The sequence below is a fragment of the uncultured Brevundimonas sp. genome (genome assembly GCF_963977465.1).
Lineage (GTDB): Bacteria > Pseudomonadota > Alphaproteobacteria > Caulobacterales > Caulobacteraceae > Brevundimonas.
Map to the genome: position 1 here is coordinate 86106 of NZ_CAXBOQ010000003.1, position 17030 is coordinate 103135.

Here is a 17030-nt window from a genome sequence, read left to right on the forward strand (position 1 = left end):
CGGCAGGGGCCGGAACCCGAATCCGCGTCCGGGCGCGCCTGCCGGAGACCTTCGATGAAGCCCGCCCGTATCGTTGTCATCTGTATCGCCGCCGTTTCGGCCATCGGCCTCGCCCTCGTGGTGCGGTCAATGGGTTCCGGCGCGCCGACTGCCGTCGCCACAGCTGCGCCGGCCGTTGCGGTCGTCCCGATGGCCAAGGTCCTGGTAGCTGCCCGCAATCTGGAGCCCGGCCGCCGGATGGCCGATTCGGATATGGAGTGGAAGGACTGGCCCGCCGCCGACGTCAATCCGATGTTCATCACCGACGGCACCGTGCAGGTGCCCGGCGGCGAAGCACCTGAGGACAAGCCCGAAGGGGCGGTCGCCAGCGTCACCCGCGCCGCCACCAACCTGGCCACCGGTGGTGCCAAGGCCGACTATGTCGGCTCGGTCGTGCGCGAACCCATTCTGGCCGGTGAGCCGATCGTGGGCCGCAAGATCGTTCGCGCCGGCGACAGCGGCTATATGGCCGCCTATCTGGAACCCGGCATGCGGGCCATGGCGATCCGCGTGACCGTGGAAACCGCCGCCGGCGGTTTCATCCTGCCCGGCGATCGCGTCGATGTGCTGCTGACCCGCGAGACCAATCTGTCGAATGTCGGCAGGGAGGACGGAGACCGCTCCAAATTCACTTCCGCGACCGTGATGCAGAACGTCAAGGTTCTGGCCATCGACCAGTCGACCCGCGCCGGGGACGACGAACAGGCTGTGGTCGGTGCCACGGCCACCCTCGAACTGGGGCCGCGCGACGCCGAGTCCCTGGCCCTGGCCAAGTCCGAGGGCGAGCTGTCGCTGGTTCTGCGTTCCTATGCCGATACGGCCGGCCCGTCCGGCGGCGTCGGTGCGGCGGCCCGACAATCCCAGGCCGTCCGCGTCTATCGCGGCGGTGCCCCTGAAGTGGTGGTGGTCCAATGACGCGCCTGACCCTGCCCCGTATCGCCACAGCTGCCTGTGCCGCCGTCCTGGCCCTGGGCGTGCTCGCGCCGGCGCCCTCCATCGCCCAGACCCGCTCGACCGTGGCGATGGGCGCGGCGCCGCAGCTGATCAACCTGCCGCGCGGCTCGTCGATGGCTATCGACCTGCCCAGCGACGCCCGCGACGTGATCGTGCCCAATCCGGTCGTCGCTGAGGCCATGCTGCATTCGCCGCGGCGGATCACCATCATCGGCCTGCAGCCGGGCGAGACCGACGCGGTCATCCTCGACGCCACCGGCCGCACCATCCTGTCGCTGCGCATCCGCGTCGATGCCGGGGTCTCGGCCCTGCAGGACACGCTGGACCGGGTGCTGCCCGGCTCCAATGTCCATGCCGAGGCAGTCAATGACAGCATCATCCTGACCGGATCGGTCACCAGCCCGGGCGAAGCCGACCGGGTGACCCAGATCGCGCGTGCCTTCGTGGCGACACCCGAGAAGGTGTTGAACATGATGACCATCGCCGGCTCCGACCAGGTCATGGTCAAGGCCCGGGTGGTCGAGGTGCAGCGCACCGCGATCAAACAGCTGGGCCTCGACGTCAGCGCCGTGCTGAACAATGTCGGAGATGGCCTGAGCTTCGTCCAGAGCGCCACGTTTGGCGTCGCGGGCAGTCAGTTGGGCGGCGGTGTCGCCACCTATACGGACAATGCCGGCAACGGAAATTCGCTGGCCGGAACCCTGCGCGCGTTCGAACGTGCCGGCCTGGTGCGCATCCTGGCCGAGCCCAATCTCACCTCGGTCAACGGCGAGAACGCAGAATTCCTGGCCGGGGGTGAATTCCCCGTTCCCGTCGGTCGCGACAAGGACGGCAATGTTACGGTCGAGTTCAAACCCTATGGCGTCCGGCTGGCCTTCCGCCCGATCGTTCTGTCCCAGGGCCGCATCTCGCTGCAGCTGTCGACCGAAGTGTCCGAACTGACCACCTCGGGGGCCTTCACCCTGGGCGGTACGGGCCCCAATGCACTGGTTGTCCCGGCGCTCAACGTACGTCGTGCCTCGAGCACGGTGGAGCTGCCTTCGGGCGGTTCGCTGATGATCGCCGGCCTACTGCGCGAGGACACCCGCCAGAATATCGACCAACTGCCCGGCGTCGGCGATCTCCCCATCCTGGGGGCCCTGTTCCGGTCGCGCGATTATCTGTCGGGCGAGACCGAACTGGTGATTATCGTCGAGGCCTACATCGTTTCGCCGACCTCGCCCGGCCGTCTGCAGACCCCGGCCGACGGCCTGCAGACCGCCAGTGACGCCCAGACCATCCTGTTCGGCCAGCTCAACCAGCAATACGGCCGCGCCGCCGATGCCGCCCCCGCCACCGCCCAGTCCGGCTGGCAGGGCCCCGTGGGCTATGTGATCGAATGAGGACGCCCGTGACCATCGTCAGATCCCCTGTGACCGTTGCGGCCGCCCTCGCCGCCGTTCTCGCCGCCGGCCTGGTCGTGACCGGGTGTGGCGGCGTCGCCGCGGGTGGCTCGGCCATGCCGCTGACCCCGATCTCGCGCTATTCGCTGCAGGTCGAACCCGGTTTGGACCGGATCGCCCTGGCCGTTCACGACAGCGGCCTGTCCGGGACGCAGCGGGCCGCCCTGACCGCCCTGGCCGGTCGTTTCAATGTCGCAGGGGCCGACCACATCCGCATTGAGGCTCCATCAGGGGACGATCCGGTTTCGGGCCAGGCCGCCTGGGGCGCACGCGCCGCCCTGGAGCAGGCCGGCATCCCCGGCGATCGTATCCGGGTCGCCGCCTATGCCGCCCCTGACCCGCGGGCCCCGGTGCTGGCCGGGTTCGAGACCTTTGCGGCCCATGTACCCAACTGTGCCAACCGGCAGGGTGACATGAGCGGACGCTTCTCGAACCAGTCGTCGGCCGGCCTCGGCTGCGCCATTACCGCCAATATGGCGGCCCAGATCGCCGATCCGCGTGACATCGTGACCCCGCGGGCCATGACGCCATCCGACTCGGGCCGGGCCGCCGTGATCTTCGACAATTACCGCAGCGGCCAGCCGACCTCGGCCCCCCAGGACTCGCTGGTGGCCGGCCGGATCGCCCGAGCGGTGGAATAGCGACACCATGAGCAGCGCCTTCGCTCCCACCCCCTTCGAAGTCTCGGACGATGAGTTCGACCTCGACATGGATTTCGCCGCCGACGCGGACGGAACCCCGGTCGGGGCCTTTCCTGACGAGCCCTCCGGCGACATCAATCCGCGTGAACCGCTGCAGTTCACCAGCCCGACCGAGACAGCCGCAGCGGTGCCGGCGGTGGCCGGGTTCAATCCGGTTGGCGAACTTGTGGCCGGCGCTTCGGCGGCCTTTTCGGCCCCGGTCCCGTCCGGTCCGGCGGGTTCACCGAGCATCGGCGAGGTGTCGGTGCCGCGCATCGCTATCCATGTCTTCGCCGAACGCCAGGACACCCTGGCCGCCGCCGAGCGTGCGGGTCAGGACCGACGCCTGTCGCGCGCCACGACCCAGATTCGTATCGGCGGCGTGGCCGCCGCGGTCGAGGCCTATCAGCACGAGCCGACGCCGCCGCTGATCATCGTCGAATGCCTGACCGATCCCGCCACCCTCCTGCACGAAGTCGACCTGCTGGCCCAGGTCTGCGACTCGGGCACCAAGGTGGTGGTCATCGGCGCGACCAACGACATCCTGCTGTTCCGCGAGCTGATGCGGCGGGGGGTGAGCGAGTATCTGGTGGCCCCGGTCCAGCCGTTGCAGCTGATCTCTGCGATCGGCGGGCTGTTCGCCGACCCGGCCCAGCCCTTCATCGGCCGTTCGATTGCCTTCGTCGGAGCCCGTGGCGGCACCGGCTCGTCGACTGTCGCCCACAACACCGCCTATGCGATGAGCGAGCGGATCGGGGCCAATACGGTCATCGTCGATTTCGACCTGCCGTTCGGCACCGCCGGCCTGGACTTCAATCAGGATCCGCTGAACGGCGTGGCCGACGCTCTGAGCCAGCCGGACCGGCTGGATTCTGTGCTGCTGGACCGGATGATGGTGCGCTGCACCGACAAGCTGAGCCTGTTCGCTGCGCCCGCGACCCTGGACACCGACTGGGACATCACGCCCGAGGCCTTCGAGGAAGTCACCACGCGGATCCGCTCGACCGCCCCCTTCGTGGTGCTGGACCTGCCGCATACCTGGAACGCCTGGATGCGCCGCAGCCTGATCGCCGCCGACGAGGTGGTGGTTGTGGCGACGCCTGATCTGGCCTCGCTGCGCAACGCCAAGAACATGATCGACCTGATCCGCAGTGGCCGTCCCAATGACGCTCCGCCGCGGCTGGTTCTGAACCAGGTCGGCGTGCCCGGCCGTCCGGAAATTCCGGCCAAGGATTTCGGGGCTGCCCTGGGCGTCCACCCCAGCCTGATCATTCCGTTCGAGCCGAAGGTGTTCGGGGCTGCCGCCAATAACGGGCAGATGATCCTCGACGCTGCGGGCAAGTCCAAGGCGGGCGAGGCCTTCCAGACCCTGGCCCAGATCGTTTCACGTCGCGAGCTTCCGCTCGTCGCCGGGCCCAAGGGCAAGGGGGGGGCTGCGCGCTCCGGCTCGCTCTTCGGCAAGATGTTCAAGAAGCGCTGACGGGATCACGAGTGTTCGGTAAACGCACAGCTCAACCCGGGGGTGACGCCCCCGCACCGCGTCCGGCCCCGAAGCCGGCCGCGGCGGCGCAGCCGACGGCCGGTGTCCAGACCGAATCGTTTGGTTTCGGTGACGAGGACGCTGCGTCCGCGCCGCAGGCTGCCGCCAAAACGGCCGCGGCCAGTTCGGCCGCCTCTTATGCCGCCAAGCCGTCTTCGCCGGCGGCTGATCGTCTCGATGCCCTGGCGGCCCGCCCGAAAACGGCAGACCAGCCCGAGGCCAAGCCCGGGGCCCCGGGTCCCAAGGCCACGCCGGGCTTTGAACAGCTGAAGAAGGCCCAGGCGGTCGAGGTCGTCCGCGAGCAGTCCGACTATTACCACGCGACGAAGACCACTATTTTCAACGCGTTGATGAACACCATCGACCTAGCCCAGCTGGCGCAGCTGGACACCAAGGCCGCCTCGGAAGAGATCCGCGACATCGTCGCCGAGCTGGTGGCGATCAAGAACGTCTCCATGTCGGTCGCCGAGCAGGAGCATCTGGTCCAGGACATCGTCAATGACGTCCTCGGCTACGGGCCGCTGGAACCACTGCTGGCCCGCGATGACATCGCCGACATCATGGTCAACGGAGCCGGCCGGGTGTTCATCGAGGTCAACGGCAAGGTCCAGCTGACCAATGTCCGTTTCCGCGACAACACCCAGCTGATGAACATCTGCCAGCGGATCGTGTCGCAGGTCGGCCGCCGCGTCGACGAGAGCTCGCCGATCTGCGACGCCCGCCTGCCCGACGGTTCGCGCGTTAACGTTATCGCCCCGCCGCTGGCCATCGACGGTGCGACGCTGACGATCCGGAAGTTCAAGAAAGACAAGCTGACGATGCGCAATCTGGTGGAGTTCAACTCCATCAGTCCCGAAGGCGCGCGCGTGCTCGGCGTCATCGGGGCCTCGCGCTGTAATCTGGTCATTTCCGGCGGTACGGGTTCCGGCAAGACAACGCTGCTCAACACCCTGACGGCCTTCATCGATCCGACCGAGCGGGTCATCACCTGCGAGGACGCGGCCGAGCTACAGCTGCAGCAGCCTCATGTGGTGCGACTGGAGACGCGTCCGCCCAACCTCGAGGGTCAGGGCATGATCACCATGCGGGATCTGGTGAAGAACTGCCTGCGCATGCGTCCCGAGCGAATCATCGTCGGTGAGGTGCGCGGCCCGGAAGCCTTCGACCTGCTGCAGGCGATGAACACCGGCCACGACGGCTCGATGGGCACGCTGCACGCCAACAGCCCGCGCGAGGCTATCAGCCGGATGGAATCGATGATCACCATGGGCGGCTACGGCCTGCCGTCCAAGACCATCCGCGAGATGATCGTCGGCTCGGTCGACGTCATTATTCAGGCCGCCCGCCTGCGCGACGGCAGTCGCCGCATCACTCACATCACCGAGGTGGTCGGGCTGGAGGGCGATGTGATCGTGACCCAGGACCTGTTCGTCTACGAGATCACCGGCGAGGACGAGAACGGCAAGATCGTCGGCCGTCACCGCTCGACCGGCATCGCCCGGCCGCGCTTCTGGGACCGCGCCCGATATTACGGTCTGGAACGCGAGCTGGCCGAAGCTCTCGACGCGGCGGAGTAGGCGGATGCTGCCGATCCTCGCTGCTGTCCTGGCCTTCATCACCATCGGCGGACTCGGTTGGGCCTTCGTCGGTGGTGACGATTCCAGCGGCGAGGCCGTCAAGCGTGCGCAAGGCTTCGGCGGACCCAAGGCAGCCAATGCCCGCAAGGCCGCGACCGCAGTCAACACGCCCGAAGCTCGCCGCAAACAGATCATGACGCAGTTGCAGGACGTCGAGCGCAAGGAGCGCAAGGCCCGCATGACCATGGCCGCCAAGCTGAAACACGCCGGGCTGGCCATGAGCATCCGTACCTTCTGGATCGTCAGCGGTGGTCTCGGGATCAGCGCCCTGCTGCTGGTTCTGCTGTTTACTTCCAACCTGCTGCTGGCCCTGGGAGCCGGAATTGTCCTGGGTCTGGGCCTGCCGCGCTGGGTGGTCGGCTTTCTCGGCAAGCGGCGGATGAAGAAATTTTCGTCCGAGTTCGCCAATGCCGTCGACGTCATCGTGCGCGGCATCAAGTCCGGCCTGCCGGTTCACGACTGTTTCAAGATCATCGGCCGCGAGAGCCCGGCGCCGCTGGGCCCGGAATTCCAGCATCTGGTCGAGGGTATGGGCGTCGGCCTGACCCTGCCGCAGGCGCTGGACAAGATGTACGAGCGGATGCCGACCCCCGAGCTGAAATTCTTTTCCATCGTCATCTCGATCCAGCAGAAGACCGGCGGCAACCTGGCCGAGGCCCTGTCCAATCTGTCGGCGGTTCTGCGGGCCCGGCGGATGATGGGCGAGAAGATCAAGGCCCTGTCGTCGGAAGCGACCGCGTCGGCCGGCATCATCGGCTCGCTGCCGCCCGCAGTGATGATCCTGGTGACCATGACCACCCCCGCCTACATGATGGTGCTGTTCACCGACCCGCGCGGCCAGTTCATGCTGTTCGTGGCCGCCTCGATGATGGGCTTCGGCATCTTCGTGATGAAGAAGATGATCGCGTTCAAATTCTGATGGGCAGGTCCTCGACATGATCGCGTTTTTCACCGACCCGCGGAACCTGCTGAGTCTGGGTGTGGCCATCGCGGTGTTCGCGACCCTGGTCAGCCTGCTGGGTTCGATGGGGGGCGAGGTCAAGCTGGAAAGCCGGATGAAGGCCGTCGCCCTGCGTCGCGACGAGCTGAAGCGCCGGTCGCGCCAGGCCATGGCCAGCGGGCCCGGTGGCCTGCGCCACACCGACGAGGGCTTCAAGAAGCGCGTCGTCGACCGGCTGAACCTGAGCAAATTGATCGAGGACCCCAAGGTCGCCGAACAGATGGCCCAGGCCGGATATCGCGGTCCGAAACCGTTGACGACCTTCTATTTCTTCCGCTTCTCCATGCCGTTCGCCTTCATGGCCTTCACGGCCTTCTATCTGTTCGTGTTCAATGATTTCGGCCTGCCGACGATGACGCGGGTGACCGCGGTGATGGCCTCGGCCCTGGCCGGTTTCTATGCGCCAAACATGTATATCTCGAACCGGATCTCGCAGCGTCGCACCTCGATCATGCAGGCCTTTCCGGACGCGCTGGACCTGCTGCTGATCTGCGTCGAGGCCGGTATGTCGATCGAGGCCGCGATCCAGAAGGTCAGCCAGGAAATTGGTGGCTCGTCGATCGATCTGGCCGAGGAGCTGACCCTGCTGTCGGCCGAGCTGAGCTATCTGCCCGACCGGCGCATGGCCTATGAGGGCCTCGCCAAACGCACCAACCACCCGGGTGTCCGTTCGGTGGCAACGGCCATGACCCAGGCTGAAACCTACGGCACGCCGCTGGGCACGGCCCTGCGCACCATGGCCAAGGAAAACCGCGACCTGCGCCTGTCGGCGGCCGAGAAGAAGGCCGCGGCCCTGCCGGCCAAGTTGACGGTGCCGATGATCCTGTTCTTCCTGCCGGTGCTGTTCATCGTCATCCTGACCCCGGCGATCATCAACATCCAGGACACGATGGCCAAGGGCGGCTAGGCAGGCGGTTGGTCGGCGATCAGTTGCCGGCCAGGGCCTCGCGGCGCAGGCCCTCGGCCACCGCATCGCAGGCCGCGCGCAGGGTCTTGCGGTGCTTGTCGTGGAACAGTTCGCCGCGCAGGCCGGTGAAGATGAAGCCGTTGGCGACGATACAGCTGCCGGGCACCAGCTCCTCAATCTCGAAATAGCGGATCACATTGAAGGCCCAGCCGCGTTTCTCGGCCCAGATCAGCTGCGCATAGGGCTGCCAGTCGGCGATGCGCACGATGGTCGGCCGCTCGATCAGACCGGGCACGGACTCGGTCAGGCTGAGCTGGCCGCCGAAGGCGATGGCACCCTCCAGGCCGGTCTCTACCGGATTCCAGCGATTCCAGCCTGGCAGGTCCGACAGAACGTCCCAAAGCCGCTCGCTGCTGGCCTGGACTCCGACGCGTTTCTCGATCTTGGTAGTCTCCATGGGCGGGGTTTCGCACGGCTCCGTTGCGGAAGGAAGATGCTCAGCGGTTGCCTTCCGGACCCGGTTGCGAGGCCGGCGGAGTCGCGGACGAGGGGGCGTCGGCACGCCCGGTCGAGGCCAGCGTCATGCGGCGCAGCTGCGGGCTGGTGAAACAGATGATGAAGGCGAACGCCAGCAGCAGGCTGTTGGCCAGGAACGGGGCGGGTATCGCCAGCTGGTAGAGGGCGACTCCGATCACCGGCGGGCCGAGGAAGCTGAGACCGGCGACCGACATCATCAGACCGGCGACGGACCCCTGCTCATGCGCATCGACCGCCAGGGACGATCCGGCGGTGAAGCCGGGCCGGGCAAAACCGATCCCCATCGAGATCACCGCATAGCCGACCATCGCGCCGAAATAGCCGGGCGCTGCGACGCTGAGCAGGTTGCCGAGCAGGGCGATGGCCGCTCCCCAGCGCATCAGGGCGTGCGGCTGCAGCTTCAGCAGCGGGATCAGGCCCCACTGCACCATCAGGGTACCCAGCGCCCCGGCGAACATGGCGAGACCGATGAAGGGCTGGGCGGCGCTGATGCTGGCCCCGGTCCGGGCCATCTCGTCGATGACGTGGAAGCCTAGCACCGAGATGTTGACCGCCTGGGTGCCGGTGACCAGAAGACCGTAGATCAGGAAGTCGCGGACCCGACGGTCCTTCCACAGACCGCGACCGGCTGTGTGCCGGGGCTGGCCGCTGGGCGACGGGATGCGCACCACCTCGCCGCTGGGCAGCTTGCGCCAGACAAGGATCAGCACCGCGGCCCCGAGGGCGGCAAAGGCATACATGGGCCCGGCCAGGCCGATCAGGGGCAGGACGAAGAAGGGGGCCAGAACCGGCCCGGCGACCGTGCCCAGACCCTGGGCCGAGGCCAGCAGCGACATGGCCTGGGTGCGGTCTTCGGGTCCGGTCCGGTCGGCGACATAGGCCTGGGAGGCGATCGGCGCGGCCGAGCCGAACACGCCATAGACGGTTCGCGCCAAGGCCATCAGCACGAAGGCCACGCCGACGCCGAGCCAGCCCTCGATCCCCGAGGTCGCGGCCAGACCAAAACCGGCCATGGAGACGGCGAAGCCGCCGAGGCCGATCATGATAACCCGCTTGCGGCCCAGACTGTCCGACAGCCGGGCCCAGAAGGGCGAGAACAGAGTCCACATCAGGGCCGAGATGGCGAAGGCGGCGGCGACCAGGGTGTCGGCCAGGCCGAACTCGCGGCCGATGGCGGGCAGCACCGACTGCAAGCCCATATTGCCGGCCGCCGCGACCAGGCTGACGGCGAACAGGATCATGAAGGCCGGGGAGCGGGCGCTCAGACGCGTGGAGGCGGCGGGGACACTCATCCCACGGCGCTGTCGCCGACGGTCGACGGGCTCGGGCGGCTGTCAAAACAAAGCGCGTGAACCATGGCCGACGTCATCTCCCGGTCCTCGCCGGTCTTCAGATCAAACCGAAGCGGAGTCTTCAGCATAGGGTTCCCCTGGGGACGACGGCCATCGGGTCAAGATCGGTGTTCGGCGCGCCTTGCACAAGGGATCGCGTGCGGCCCATCATCGCCGCGAACCGGGAGATATCGATGTCCATCCATCAGCTGATCACCGGGACCGCGCTCGCGTTGGTCCTGTCCGCCGGAGCCGCTCAGGCCCAAGCCGTCGATCCGGTGGTCGAACGCGCCGCCGTGGCTGCCGCGGTCGAGGCGGTCCTGCCCGAGGTGGTGGACTGGCGTCGCGACTTCCACCGCCATCCCGAGCTGGGCTTCGCCGAGACCCGCACCGCCGCGGTCATCGCCGCCCATCTGGAATCACTGGGGCTGGAGGTGCGCACCGGGGTCGGGCGCACCGGCGTGGTCGGCATCCTCAGGGGTGCGCGGCCGGGCCATACGGTGGCGCTGCGTGCCGACATGGACGCCCTGCCGGTGCTGGAGGCCACGGGTCTGGCCTTCGCCTCGACCGACACCGGCCAGTATATGGGCCAGACCGTGCCCGTCGCCCACGCCTGCGGCCACGACGCTCATATGGCCATGCTGATGGGGGCGGCCGAGGTGCTGGCCGGGATGAAGGCCCAGATCGCCGGCACAGTGGTGTTCATCTTCCAGCCGGCCGAGGAGGGCGCGCCTCCGGGCGAGCCGATGGGCGGGGCTGCCCTGATGATCGCCGAGGGGGCCCTGGCCGACCCGAAGCCTGAGGCCATCTTCGGCCTGCATGTGGTGCCGGGCCGACCGGGCACGATCTTCTACAAGCCCGAGGGCTTCATGGCCGCCTCGGACCGGATCGACATCAGCCTGCACGGCAAGCAGACGCACGGGGCCTGGCCGTGGCGGGGTATCGATGTGATCGCCGTGGCCGGTCAGGTGGTCGAGACGCTGAACACCTTGACGGCCCGCACCGTCGACCCGACCACCACCCCGACCGTCCTGACCATCGCCACCATCAACGCCGGGGTGCGCTACAACATCATTCCCGACGAGGCGGTGCTGTCAGGGACACTTCGGACCTTCAACATCGCCCAGCGCGACGCCCTTGTGGCCCGGGCTTCGGCGGCGGTCGGCCATGTCGCCGAGGCCTATGGGGCGACGGCCGAGTTCGCGGTGAAACAGAACGCGGCCCTAGTCTACAACGACCCGGACCTGTCGGCCTGGATCGCGCCGGTGCTGGTCGAGGCGGCCGGCGAGGGCCAGGTCAATCCGGCCAGCCCGCCGACCACGGTGGCCGAGGATTTCAGCTATTTCCAGCACGAGATCCCGGGCGTGTTCTGGCATCTGGGCGCCAGCCCCGACGGAGTCGACCCGGCCACCTCGGCCCCGAACCATTCGCCGCAGTTCGACGTCAATGAGAAGGTGTTGTCCGTCGGCGTCCGCGCCCATGTGCTGACGGCACTGCGGTTCCTTGAGCGTCAGCCGAGCCGTTCGAACACGGTGGTGATGACGCGCTGGTAGACCTCGGTCAGGGCCTCGATCTCGGCCACCGGCACCCGTTCGTCGATCTGGTGCATGGTCTGGCCGACCAGACCCAGTTCCAGCACCGGGCACAGGGCGCGGATGAAGCGGGCGTCGGAGGTGCCGCCGACGGTCGAGGCCTCGGGGCGATGACCGCAGACCGCCTCGACTGCATCCTGGACCGCGTTGATGAAGGGGCCGGGCTCGGTCAGGAAGGCATTGCCCGAGCACAGATGCTCCAGCTCGATCCGCTGGCCCGAAGCGACCTGGGCCAGCCCCGCCTGGATGTTGAGCCAGGCGATCAGCTCATCGCCGGTATGGGTCGGGTTGAAGCGGATATTGAGTCGCGCCTTCGCCTCCGCCGGAATGACGTTGCTGGCGTCATTGTCTATGCTGATGGTGGTGATCTCGAGGTTCGACGGCGAGAATTCGGGATAGCCCTCGTCCAGCACGTGATCGTTCAGCCTGGTCAGCAGTCTGGCCAGTACGGGGGCCGGATTGGCGGCGCGTTCGGGATAGGCGACGTGGCCCTGTTTGCCGTGGACGGTGATCCAGCTGTTCAGCGAGCCGCGCCGGCCGATCTTGATCATGTCGCCCAGATGCATGGACGACGACGGCTCGCCGACAACGCAGGCGTCGATGGTCTCGCCCTCGGCCATCAGGGTCTGGACCACCCGTTTGGTGCCGTGCAGGGCCGGGCCCTCTTCGTCGCCGGTGATCAGGAAGGACAGCGAGCCTGCCGGCTCACCTTGGGCCAGCAGGCGCGACACGGCGGCGATCCAGGCAGCGATGCCGCCCTTCATGTCGACGGCCCCGCGACCGTACAGGATGCCATCGTGGACCTCGGCGTCGAACGGGGCGGCGGTCCAGGCGGCGGCCGTACCGGTCGGCACCACATCGGTATGGCCGGCGAAACACAGGTTGGGCGAGGCGGAGCCGCGCCGGGCGTACAGGTTCTCGACACCCTCAAAAGGCATGCGGCGGCAGTGAAAGCCGAGGCCGGTCAGCAGGGACTCGATCATGTCCATGGTCCCGGCGTCGACCGGCGTCACCGACGGTCGGCGGATCAGGTCGCGGGTCAGTTCGACGGGATCGATCAGGGCAGGGGGTGCGTCGCTCATGGTCCTATGCTTTAGGGACAACGGACCAGCGCGAGAAGGGGTGACCCGACATGCCGAAGATCGATATCGACGCCGCACCGACGGTGAACGGCACCACCTACCCCGAGGAATTCGCCGGGCCATGCAAGCCGCGACGCCGGCAGCGCTTGGGTGACGCGGTCGGGCTGGACCAATTCGGGGTCAATCTGCTGCGCCTGCCGGCCGGGGCCTGGTCGAGCCAGCGCCATTGGCACGAGACCGAGGATGAATTCGTCTGGATCCTGTCCGGTGAAGTGGTGCTGATCGAGGATGACGGCGAGACGGTGCTGACGGCGGGCAATTGCGCCGGCTGGAAGGCCGGGGTGGCCAACGGTCACGTGCTGCAGAACCGCTCGGACACCGAGGCCGTGCTGCTGGAGGTGGGCTCGCGCATGCCGGGGGGCGACTCGGGCGTCTATAGCGACATCGACATGGTGTTCCGCCCCGGCGGCTATTTCCATCGCGACGGAACCCCCTATCCCAAACATGACCGACGCAGCTGAGCCGGCCCCGCCGGGGGCGTCCGGCAGCGATCCGTGGAAGCTGCGCGACTTCCGCCTGCTGTGGCTGGGGCGACTGGCCGCCGTGTTCGGTATCCAGGTCCAGTCCTCGGCCCTGTTGTGGCAGGTCTATGAGATCGCCCGGCGCGACCATCCGATCGAACAGGCCAGCCTGTATCTGGGTCTGGTCGGTCTGGTGCAGTTCCTGCCGATGCTGGCCCTGACCCTGCCGGCCGGTGAGATGGCCGACCGTCGCGATCGACGCATGACCGTGGTCGCCTCGATCACGGTCGAGGGTGCCTGCGCCGTCGCCTTCCTGGCCATGGCTATCCACGGGTCGCCCCCGCTGTGGGGGCTGCTGGTCGTGGCAGGTGTGTTCGGGGCGGCGCGCGCCTTCTTGGCCCCGGCCAGCCAAGCCTTCCTGCCGATGGTGGTGGGGATGAAGGCCCTGCCCAAGGCTATCGTGGCCCAGTCGCTGGCCTTCCAGGCCGGGGCCATTGCCGGCCCGGCGCTCGGCGGTGTCATCGTCGGCGTCTCGACGCCGCTGGCCTATGGCGTGTCGCTGGGCATGTTCGGGGTCGGGCTGGCAGCCATGCTGCTGATCCGCACCAGTGGCCGGCCGGTACGGCTGCCCGGATTGATCCGGCGCTGGGCCGCGGTCAAGGAGGGGCTGAAATACGTCTGGTCGACGCGCATCGTGCTGGGCGCGATCTCGCTGGACCTGATCGTGGTGCTGCTGGCCGGGGTGGCGCTGCTGACCCCCGTGTTCGCGCGCGACATATTGATGATCGGCCCCGAGGGCTTCGGCCTGCTGCGGGCGTCGTTCGGGGTCGGGGCCCTGGTCATGGCCCTGTATCTGGGGCGGTATCCGATCCTGCGGCGCGGCGGCGTGTGGATGTTCGGGGCGGTGGCCGTGTTCGGCCTGTGCACGCTGATTTTCGGCCTGTCGAAGGTCGCCTGGCTCAGCGCCCTGGTGCTGTTCATCGGCGGGGCCGCCGACATGATCAGCGTCAACATCCGCCAGACCCTGATCCAGATCGCCACCCCCGATCACATGCGCGGCCGAGTCTCGTCGGTGTCGATGCTGTTCATCGGGGCTTCCAACGAACTGGGCGAGGCTTATTCCGGCGTCATGGTCCGGCTGATGGGCCCGATCGGGGCGGCGGTGTTCGGCGGGGCCGCGGCCCTGGGCGCGACCGGCCTCTGGGCCAAGCTGTTCCCGGGCCTGCGCAAGGCCGACCGGCTGGGCTAGGGCGGACGGCTAGGCCGGGGCACCGGGCCTGAGCGTCGGGACGGCCCTGGAGTCAGTCGTCAGGATCGCCCCGATGGAGGCCACGACAATACAACCGATGGCCAGCCACTGCAGGCCGCTGAGCATCTCATGCAGCAGGAACAGGCCGGCGACCGCGCCGATGGCCGGCTCGGCCGACAGTAGGACGCCGAAGGTCCGCTTGGGGATGTGGCGCAGGGCGATCATCTCCAGCGAATAGGGCAGGGCGCTGGAGACCAGGGCCACGCCCAGCCCCAGCAGCAGGACCGACGGGGCCAGCAGGGCAGGGCCCGCGCTGATGACACCGAACGGCAGGATGACCACGGCGGCGGTGCTCATGCCCAACGCCACCGACTGTCCGGCGTGCATGTGCGAAAGCCGTTTGCCGAAGATGATGTACAGCGCCCAGAACAGGCCCGCCGCGGCCGCGAAGGCGACGCCGACCGGGTCCAGCGCATGGATGCCGCCGCGCAGTGGCAGCAGCAGGCCGAGGCCGACCACGGCGCAGGCGACCCAGACGAAATGGATCCAGCGCCGGGAATGAACCAGCGCCAGGGTCAGGGGGCCGGCGAACTCGATGGCGATCGCCGGCCCCAGCGGAATGGTCCGCAAGGAAATATAGAAGGTCAGGTTCATCAACCCCAGAACCAGGCCGTACAACAGCACCCGTCCGGCATCGACCCGGCTGAGCCGGAACCGCCAGGGTCGCCAGATACAGACCAAGGCCAGGGCCGACAGGCCGACCCGCAGGGTCGAGGTTCCCTCGGCCCCGACGACCGGGAACAGATGTTTGGCGAACGACGTCCCGACCGACAGCGACACCATCCCGCCCAGCAGGGCCAGATAGGGCATGGCCGTCAGAAACGGCTGCGTCAGGAACGGATTGGGGCGGCGCGTCGACATGGGCCCCGATATAGCGGGCCGGACGGGCGTTGCACGGTCGAAATCATCCCCGGGTCACACCCCTCACCAGGGCCGGAAATGCTTGCTCAGCTTCAACCCCTGGCTCTGGTAATGGCTGCCGCCCTCGCCATACAGGCGGGTCGGGCGTTCGATCAGCGGCTCATAGACCAGCCGGGCGACGATCTGGCCGTGTTCCAGCAGGAAGGGGGTGTCGTGGGTGCGCACTTCCAGCACGCCCTTGGAGCCCGCGCCATGCGCCTCGTCGGTACCGAAGCCGGGGTCGAAGAAGCCGGCGTAATGGACCCGGAACTCGCCGACCGACGGATCGATCGGGGTCATTTCGGCGGCCTGGTCGACCGGGATCTCGACGTCGTCGCTGGAGGCCAGGATGTAGAATTCGCCCGGATCCAGCAGCAGCTGGCCGGCGCGCAGGGTCAGCGGCTCCCAGAAGTCGCGCGGGTCGTGGCCGTCGATATGGTCGAGGTCGACGACGCCGGCGTGACGACGGCCGCGGAAGCCGACGATGCCGTCGGTGGTGCCGTCCAGATCGACGCCGACGCTGCGGGTCTCCAGCTTGGGCGGTTCGCCGGCCTTGAGGCGCAGCTGGTTCAGCCGGGTGCCGGGCCGGACCAGGATGGAAAAGGTCTGGGGTGCGATCTCCAGATACAGCGGCCCGTCATAGCCCTCGGCGACATCATCGAACCGGGCCCCGGAATCGGTCAGCAGCCGCACGAACACATCGACCCGGCCGGTCGAGCTCTTGGGGTTGGCGCGGGCGATCAGGCCTTTCGGCAGGGTCAGCCGCTCCTGCAGGCGGGCGATATAGACGCAGCCCTTCTCCAGCACGAAGCCGCCGGACAGGTCGACTGTATGCATCGACACGTCGGCGATCCGGTCCTCGACCTTGCGGCTGCCGGGCAGGAAGGAGGCGCGCACGCGCCAGGCCTGGTCGGACAGGCGCAGGTCCAGACTGGCCGGCTGCACCTGATCGGCGTCGAAGGGCGTGTCCGAGGTGATCGCGCCGCCGGCGATCAGGGCCTCGATCGACTGGCAGGGCAGGATGCCGGGCGGGGTGTTTTCAGAGAACTGCATAGGCTCTGATTACACGTTTTCGCGGCGGGTCTAACCCCCGGGGTGCTTGACGGCGGCCCCGGTTGCGGGACCATGGGGCCATGTATGATGCCCACGCCTATGAAGCCGAGACCGACGGGATCATCGTCCGGGTCCGCCCGTCCTATCTGGCGGGCCAGTCCGACCCCGATTCCGGGCGCTGGGTCTGGGCCTATCAGGTCGAGATCGAGAACCGCGGCGCGGCGACGGTGCAACTGATCGCGCGCCACTGGATCATCACCGACGCCCGCGGCCAGATCGAGGATGTGCGCGGCCCCGGCGTGGTCGGGGAACAGCCGACCATTCCGCCGGGTGACAGCTATTCCTATACCTCGGGCTGTCCGCTGGGCACGGCCTCGGGCTCGATGGCGGGCAGCTACCAGATGACGGATACCGAGGGGCGCACCTTCGAGGCGGCCATTCCCGCCTTCAGCCTGGACGTACCCGGCGAGCGGCGGGTGCTGAACTAGGCCCCGGCCTTAAGCAGC

The 17030-nt window shown here is 67.9% G+C and carries 16 protein-coding genes; 11 read left to right on the forward strand and 5 right to left on the reverse strand.

All coding sequences use genetic code 11. From position 1 onward, the window contains the following. The first annotated feature begins 54 nt into the window (after nucleotides 1–54). The 7 genes from cpaB to AAC067_RS07400 are packed head-to-tail and all read left to right on the forward strand — an operon-like array spanning nucleotide 55 to nucleotide 8199. Nucleotides 55–954 carry a Flp pilus assembly protein CpaB gene (cpaB, locus tag AAC067_RS07370; RefSeq protein WP_339931053.1) on the forward strand — a complete coding sequence of 300 codons (900 nt, stop codon included), beginning with the start codon at nucleotides 55–57 and terminating at the stop codon, nucleotides 952–954. Next, nucleotides 951–2375, forward strand: coding sequence for a type II and III secretion system protein family protein (locus AAC067_RS07375; RefSeq protein WP_339931055.1), 1425 nt, complete (start codon nucleotides 951–953; stop codon nucleotides 2373–2375). Before cpaB ends, AAC067_RS07375 begins: the two co-directional genes overlap by 4 nt. Nucleotides 2376–2383: 8 nt before the next feature. After that, entirely contained in the window at nucleotides 2384–3076 is a 693-nt protein-coding gene (locus tag AAC067_RS07380) for a CpaD family pilus assembly protein (RefSeq protein WP_339931057.1), read from the forward strand. 7 nt (nucleotides 3077–3083) lie between these two features. Then, nucleotides 3084–4595, forward strand: a complete 1512-nt coding sequence (locus AAC067_RS07385) for a CpaE family protein (RefSeq protein WP_339931059.1) — start codon at nucleotides 3084–3086, stop codon at nucleotides 4593–4595. A gap of 11 nt (nucleotides 4596–4606) precedes the next feature. Next, a complete protein-coding gene (locus AAC067_RS07390) occupies nucleotides 4607–6232 on the forward strand; it encodes a CpaF family protein (RefSeq protein WP_339931061.1) in 1626 nt (541 codons plus the stop codon). 4 nt (nucleotides 6233–6236) lie between these two features. After that, the gene (locus AAC067_RS07395) at nucleotides 6237–7211 is read left to right on the forward strand and encodes a type II secretion system F family protein (RefSeq protein WP_339931063.1); all 975 of its coding nucleotides are present in this window, start codon (nucleotides 6237–6239) and stop codon (nucleotides 7209–7211) included. Nucleotides 7212–7227: 16 nt separating this feature from the next. Continuing rightward, nucleotides 7228–8199, forward strand: coding sequence for a type II secretion system F family protein (locus AAC067_RS07400; protein WP_339931065.1), 972 nt, complete (start codon nucleotides 7228–7230; stop codon nucleotides 8197–8199). A 19-nt stretch (nucleotides 8200–8218) separates the two neighbouring features. Here AAC067_RS07400 and AAC067_RS07405 read toward each other — a convergent pair whose 3' ends face one another. Together AAC067_RS07405 and AAC067_RS07410 are read right to left on the reverse strand one after the other, a co-directional pair. Next, nucleotides 8219–8656 (reverse strand): SRPBCC domain-containing protein, encoded by a 438-nt coding sequence (locus tag AAC067_RS07405; RefSeq protein ID WP_339931067.1) that lies wholly within the window; start codon nucleotides 8654–8656, stop codon nucleotides 8219–8221. A gap of 40 nt (nucleotides 8657–8696) precedes the next feature. After that, complete coding sequence (locus AAC067_RS07410) at nucleotides 8697–10028, reverse strand: MFS transporter (RefSeq protein WP_339931069.1); 1332 nt, start codon at nucleotides 10026–10028, stop codon at nucleotides 8697–8699. Nucleotides 10029–10261: 233 nt separating this feature from the next. On the opposite strand from AAC067_RS07410, the gene AAC067_RS07415 reads away from it, so the two are divergent. Beyond that, entirely contained in the window at nucleotides 10262–11620 is a 1359-nt protein-coding gene (locus AAC067_RS07415; protein WP_339931071.1) for an amidohydrolase, read from the forward strand. On the opposite strand, the gene dapE is transcribed toward AAC067_RS07415, so the two are convergent. Further along, the gene (gene dapE, locus AAC067_RS07420; RefSeq protein WP_339931073.1) at nucleotides 11578–12741 is read right to left on the reverse strand and encodes a succinyl-diaminopimelate desuccinylase; all 1164 of its coding nucleotides are present in this window, start codon (nucleotides 12739–12741) and stop codon (nucleotides 11578–11580) included. The genes AAC067_RS07415 and dapE overlap by 43 nt on opposite strands. A gap of 50 nt (nucleotides 12742–12791) precedes the next feature. Between dapE and AAC067_RS07425 the strand changes: the two genes are divergently transcribed. Together AAC067_RS07425 and AAC067_RS07430 are read left to right on the forward strand one after the other, a co-directional pair. After that, nucleotides 12792–13262 carry a cupin domain-containing protein gene (locus AAC067_RS07425; RefSeq protein ID WP_339931075.1) on the forward strand — a complete coding sequence of 157 codons (471 nt, stop codon included), beginning with the start codon at nucleotides 12792–12794 and terminating at the stop codon, nucleotides 13260–13262. Next, nucleotides 13246–14511: an MFS transporter gene (locus tag AAC067_RS07430; protein WP_339931077.1), complete on the forward strand. Its 1266-nt coding sequence runs from the start codon at nucleotides 13246–13248 to the stop codon at nucleotides 14509–14511. Before AAC067_RS07425 ends, AAC067_RS07430 begins: the two co-directional genes overlap by 17 nt. A gap of 9 nt (nucleotides 14512–14520) precedes the next feature. Here AAC067_RS07430 and AAC067_RS07435 read toward each other — a convergent pair whose 3' ends face one another. Both AAC067_RS07435 and AAC067_RS07440 read right to left on the reverse strand, forming a co-directional pair. Next, a complete protein-coding gene (locus AAC067_RS07435) occupies nucleotides 14521–15432 on the reverse strand; it encodes a DMT family transporter (protein ID WP_339931079.1) in 912 nt (303 codons plus the stop codon). 63 nt (nucleotides 15433–15495) lie between these two features. Continuing rightward, entirely contained in the window at nucleotides 15496–16524 is a 1029-nt protein-coding gene (locus tag AAC067_RS07440; protein ID WP_339931081.1) for a 2'-deoxycytidine 5'-triphosphate deaminase, read from the reverse strand. Nucleotides 16525–16604: 80 nt separating this feature from the next. On the opposite strand from AAC067_RS07440, the gene apaG reads away from it, so the two are divergent. Next, nucleotides 16605–17012 carry a Co2+/Mg2+ efflux protein ApaG gene (apaG, locus tag AAC067_RS07445; RefSeq protein WP_339931083.1) on the forward strand — a complete coding sequence of 136 codons (408 nt, stop codon included), beginning with the start codon at nucleotides 16605–16607 and terminating at the stop codon, nucleotides 17010–17012. Nucleotides 17013–17030 lie beyond the last annotated feature (18 nt).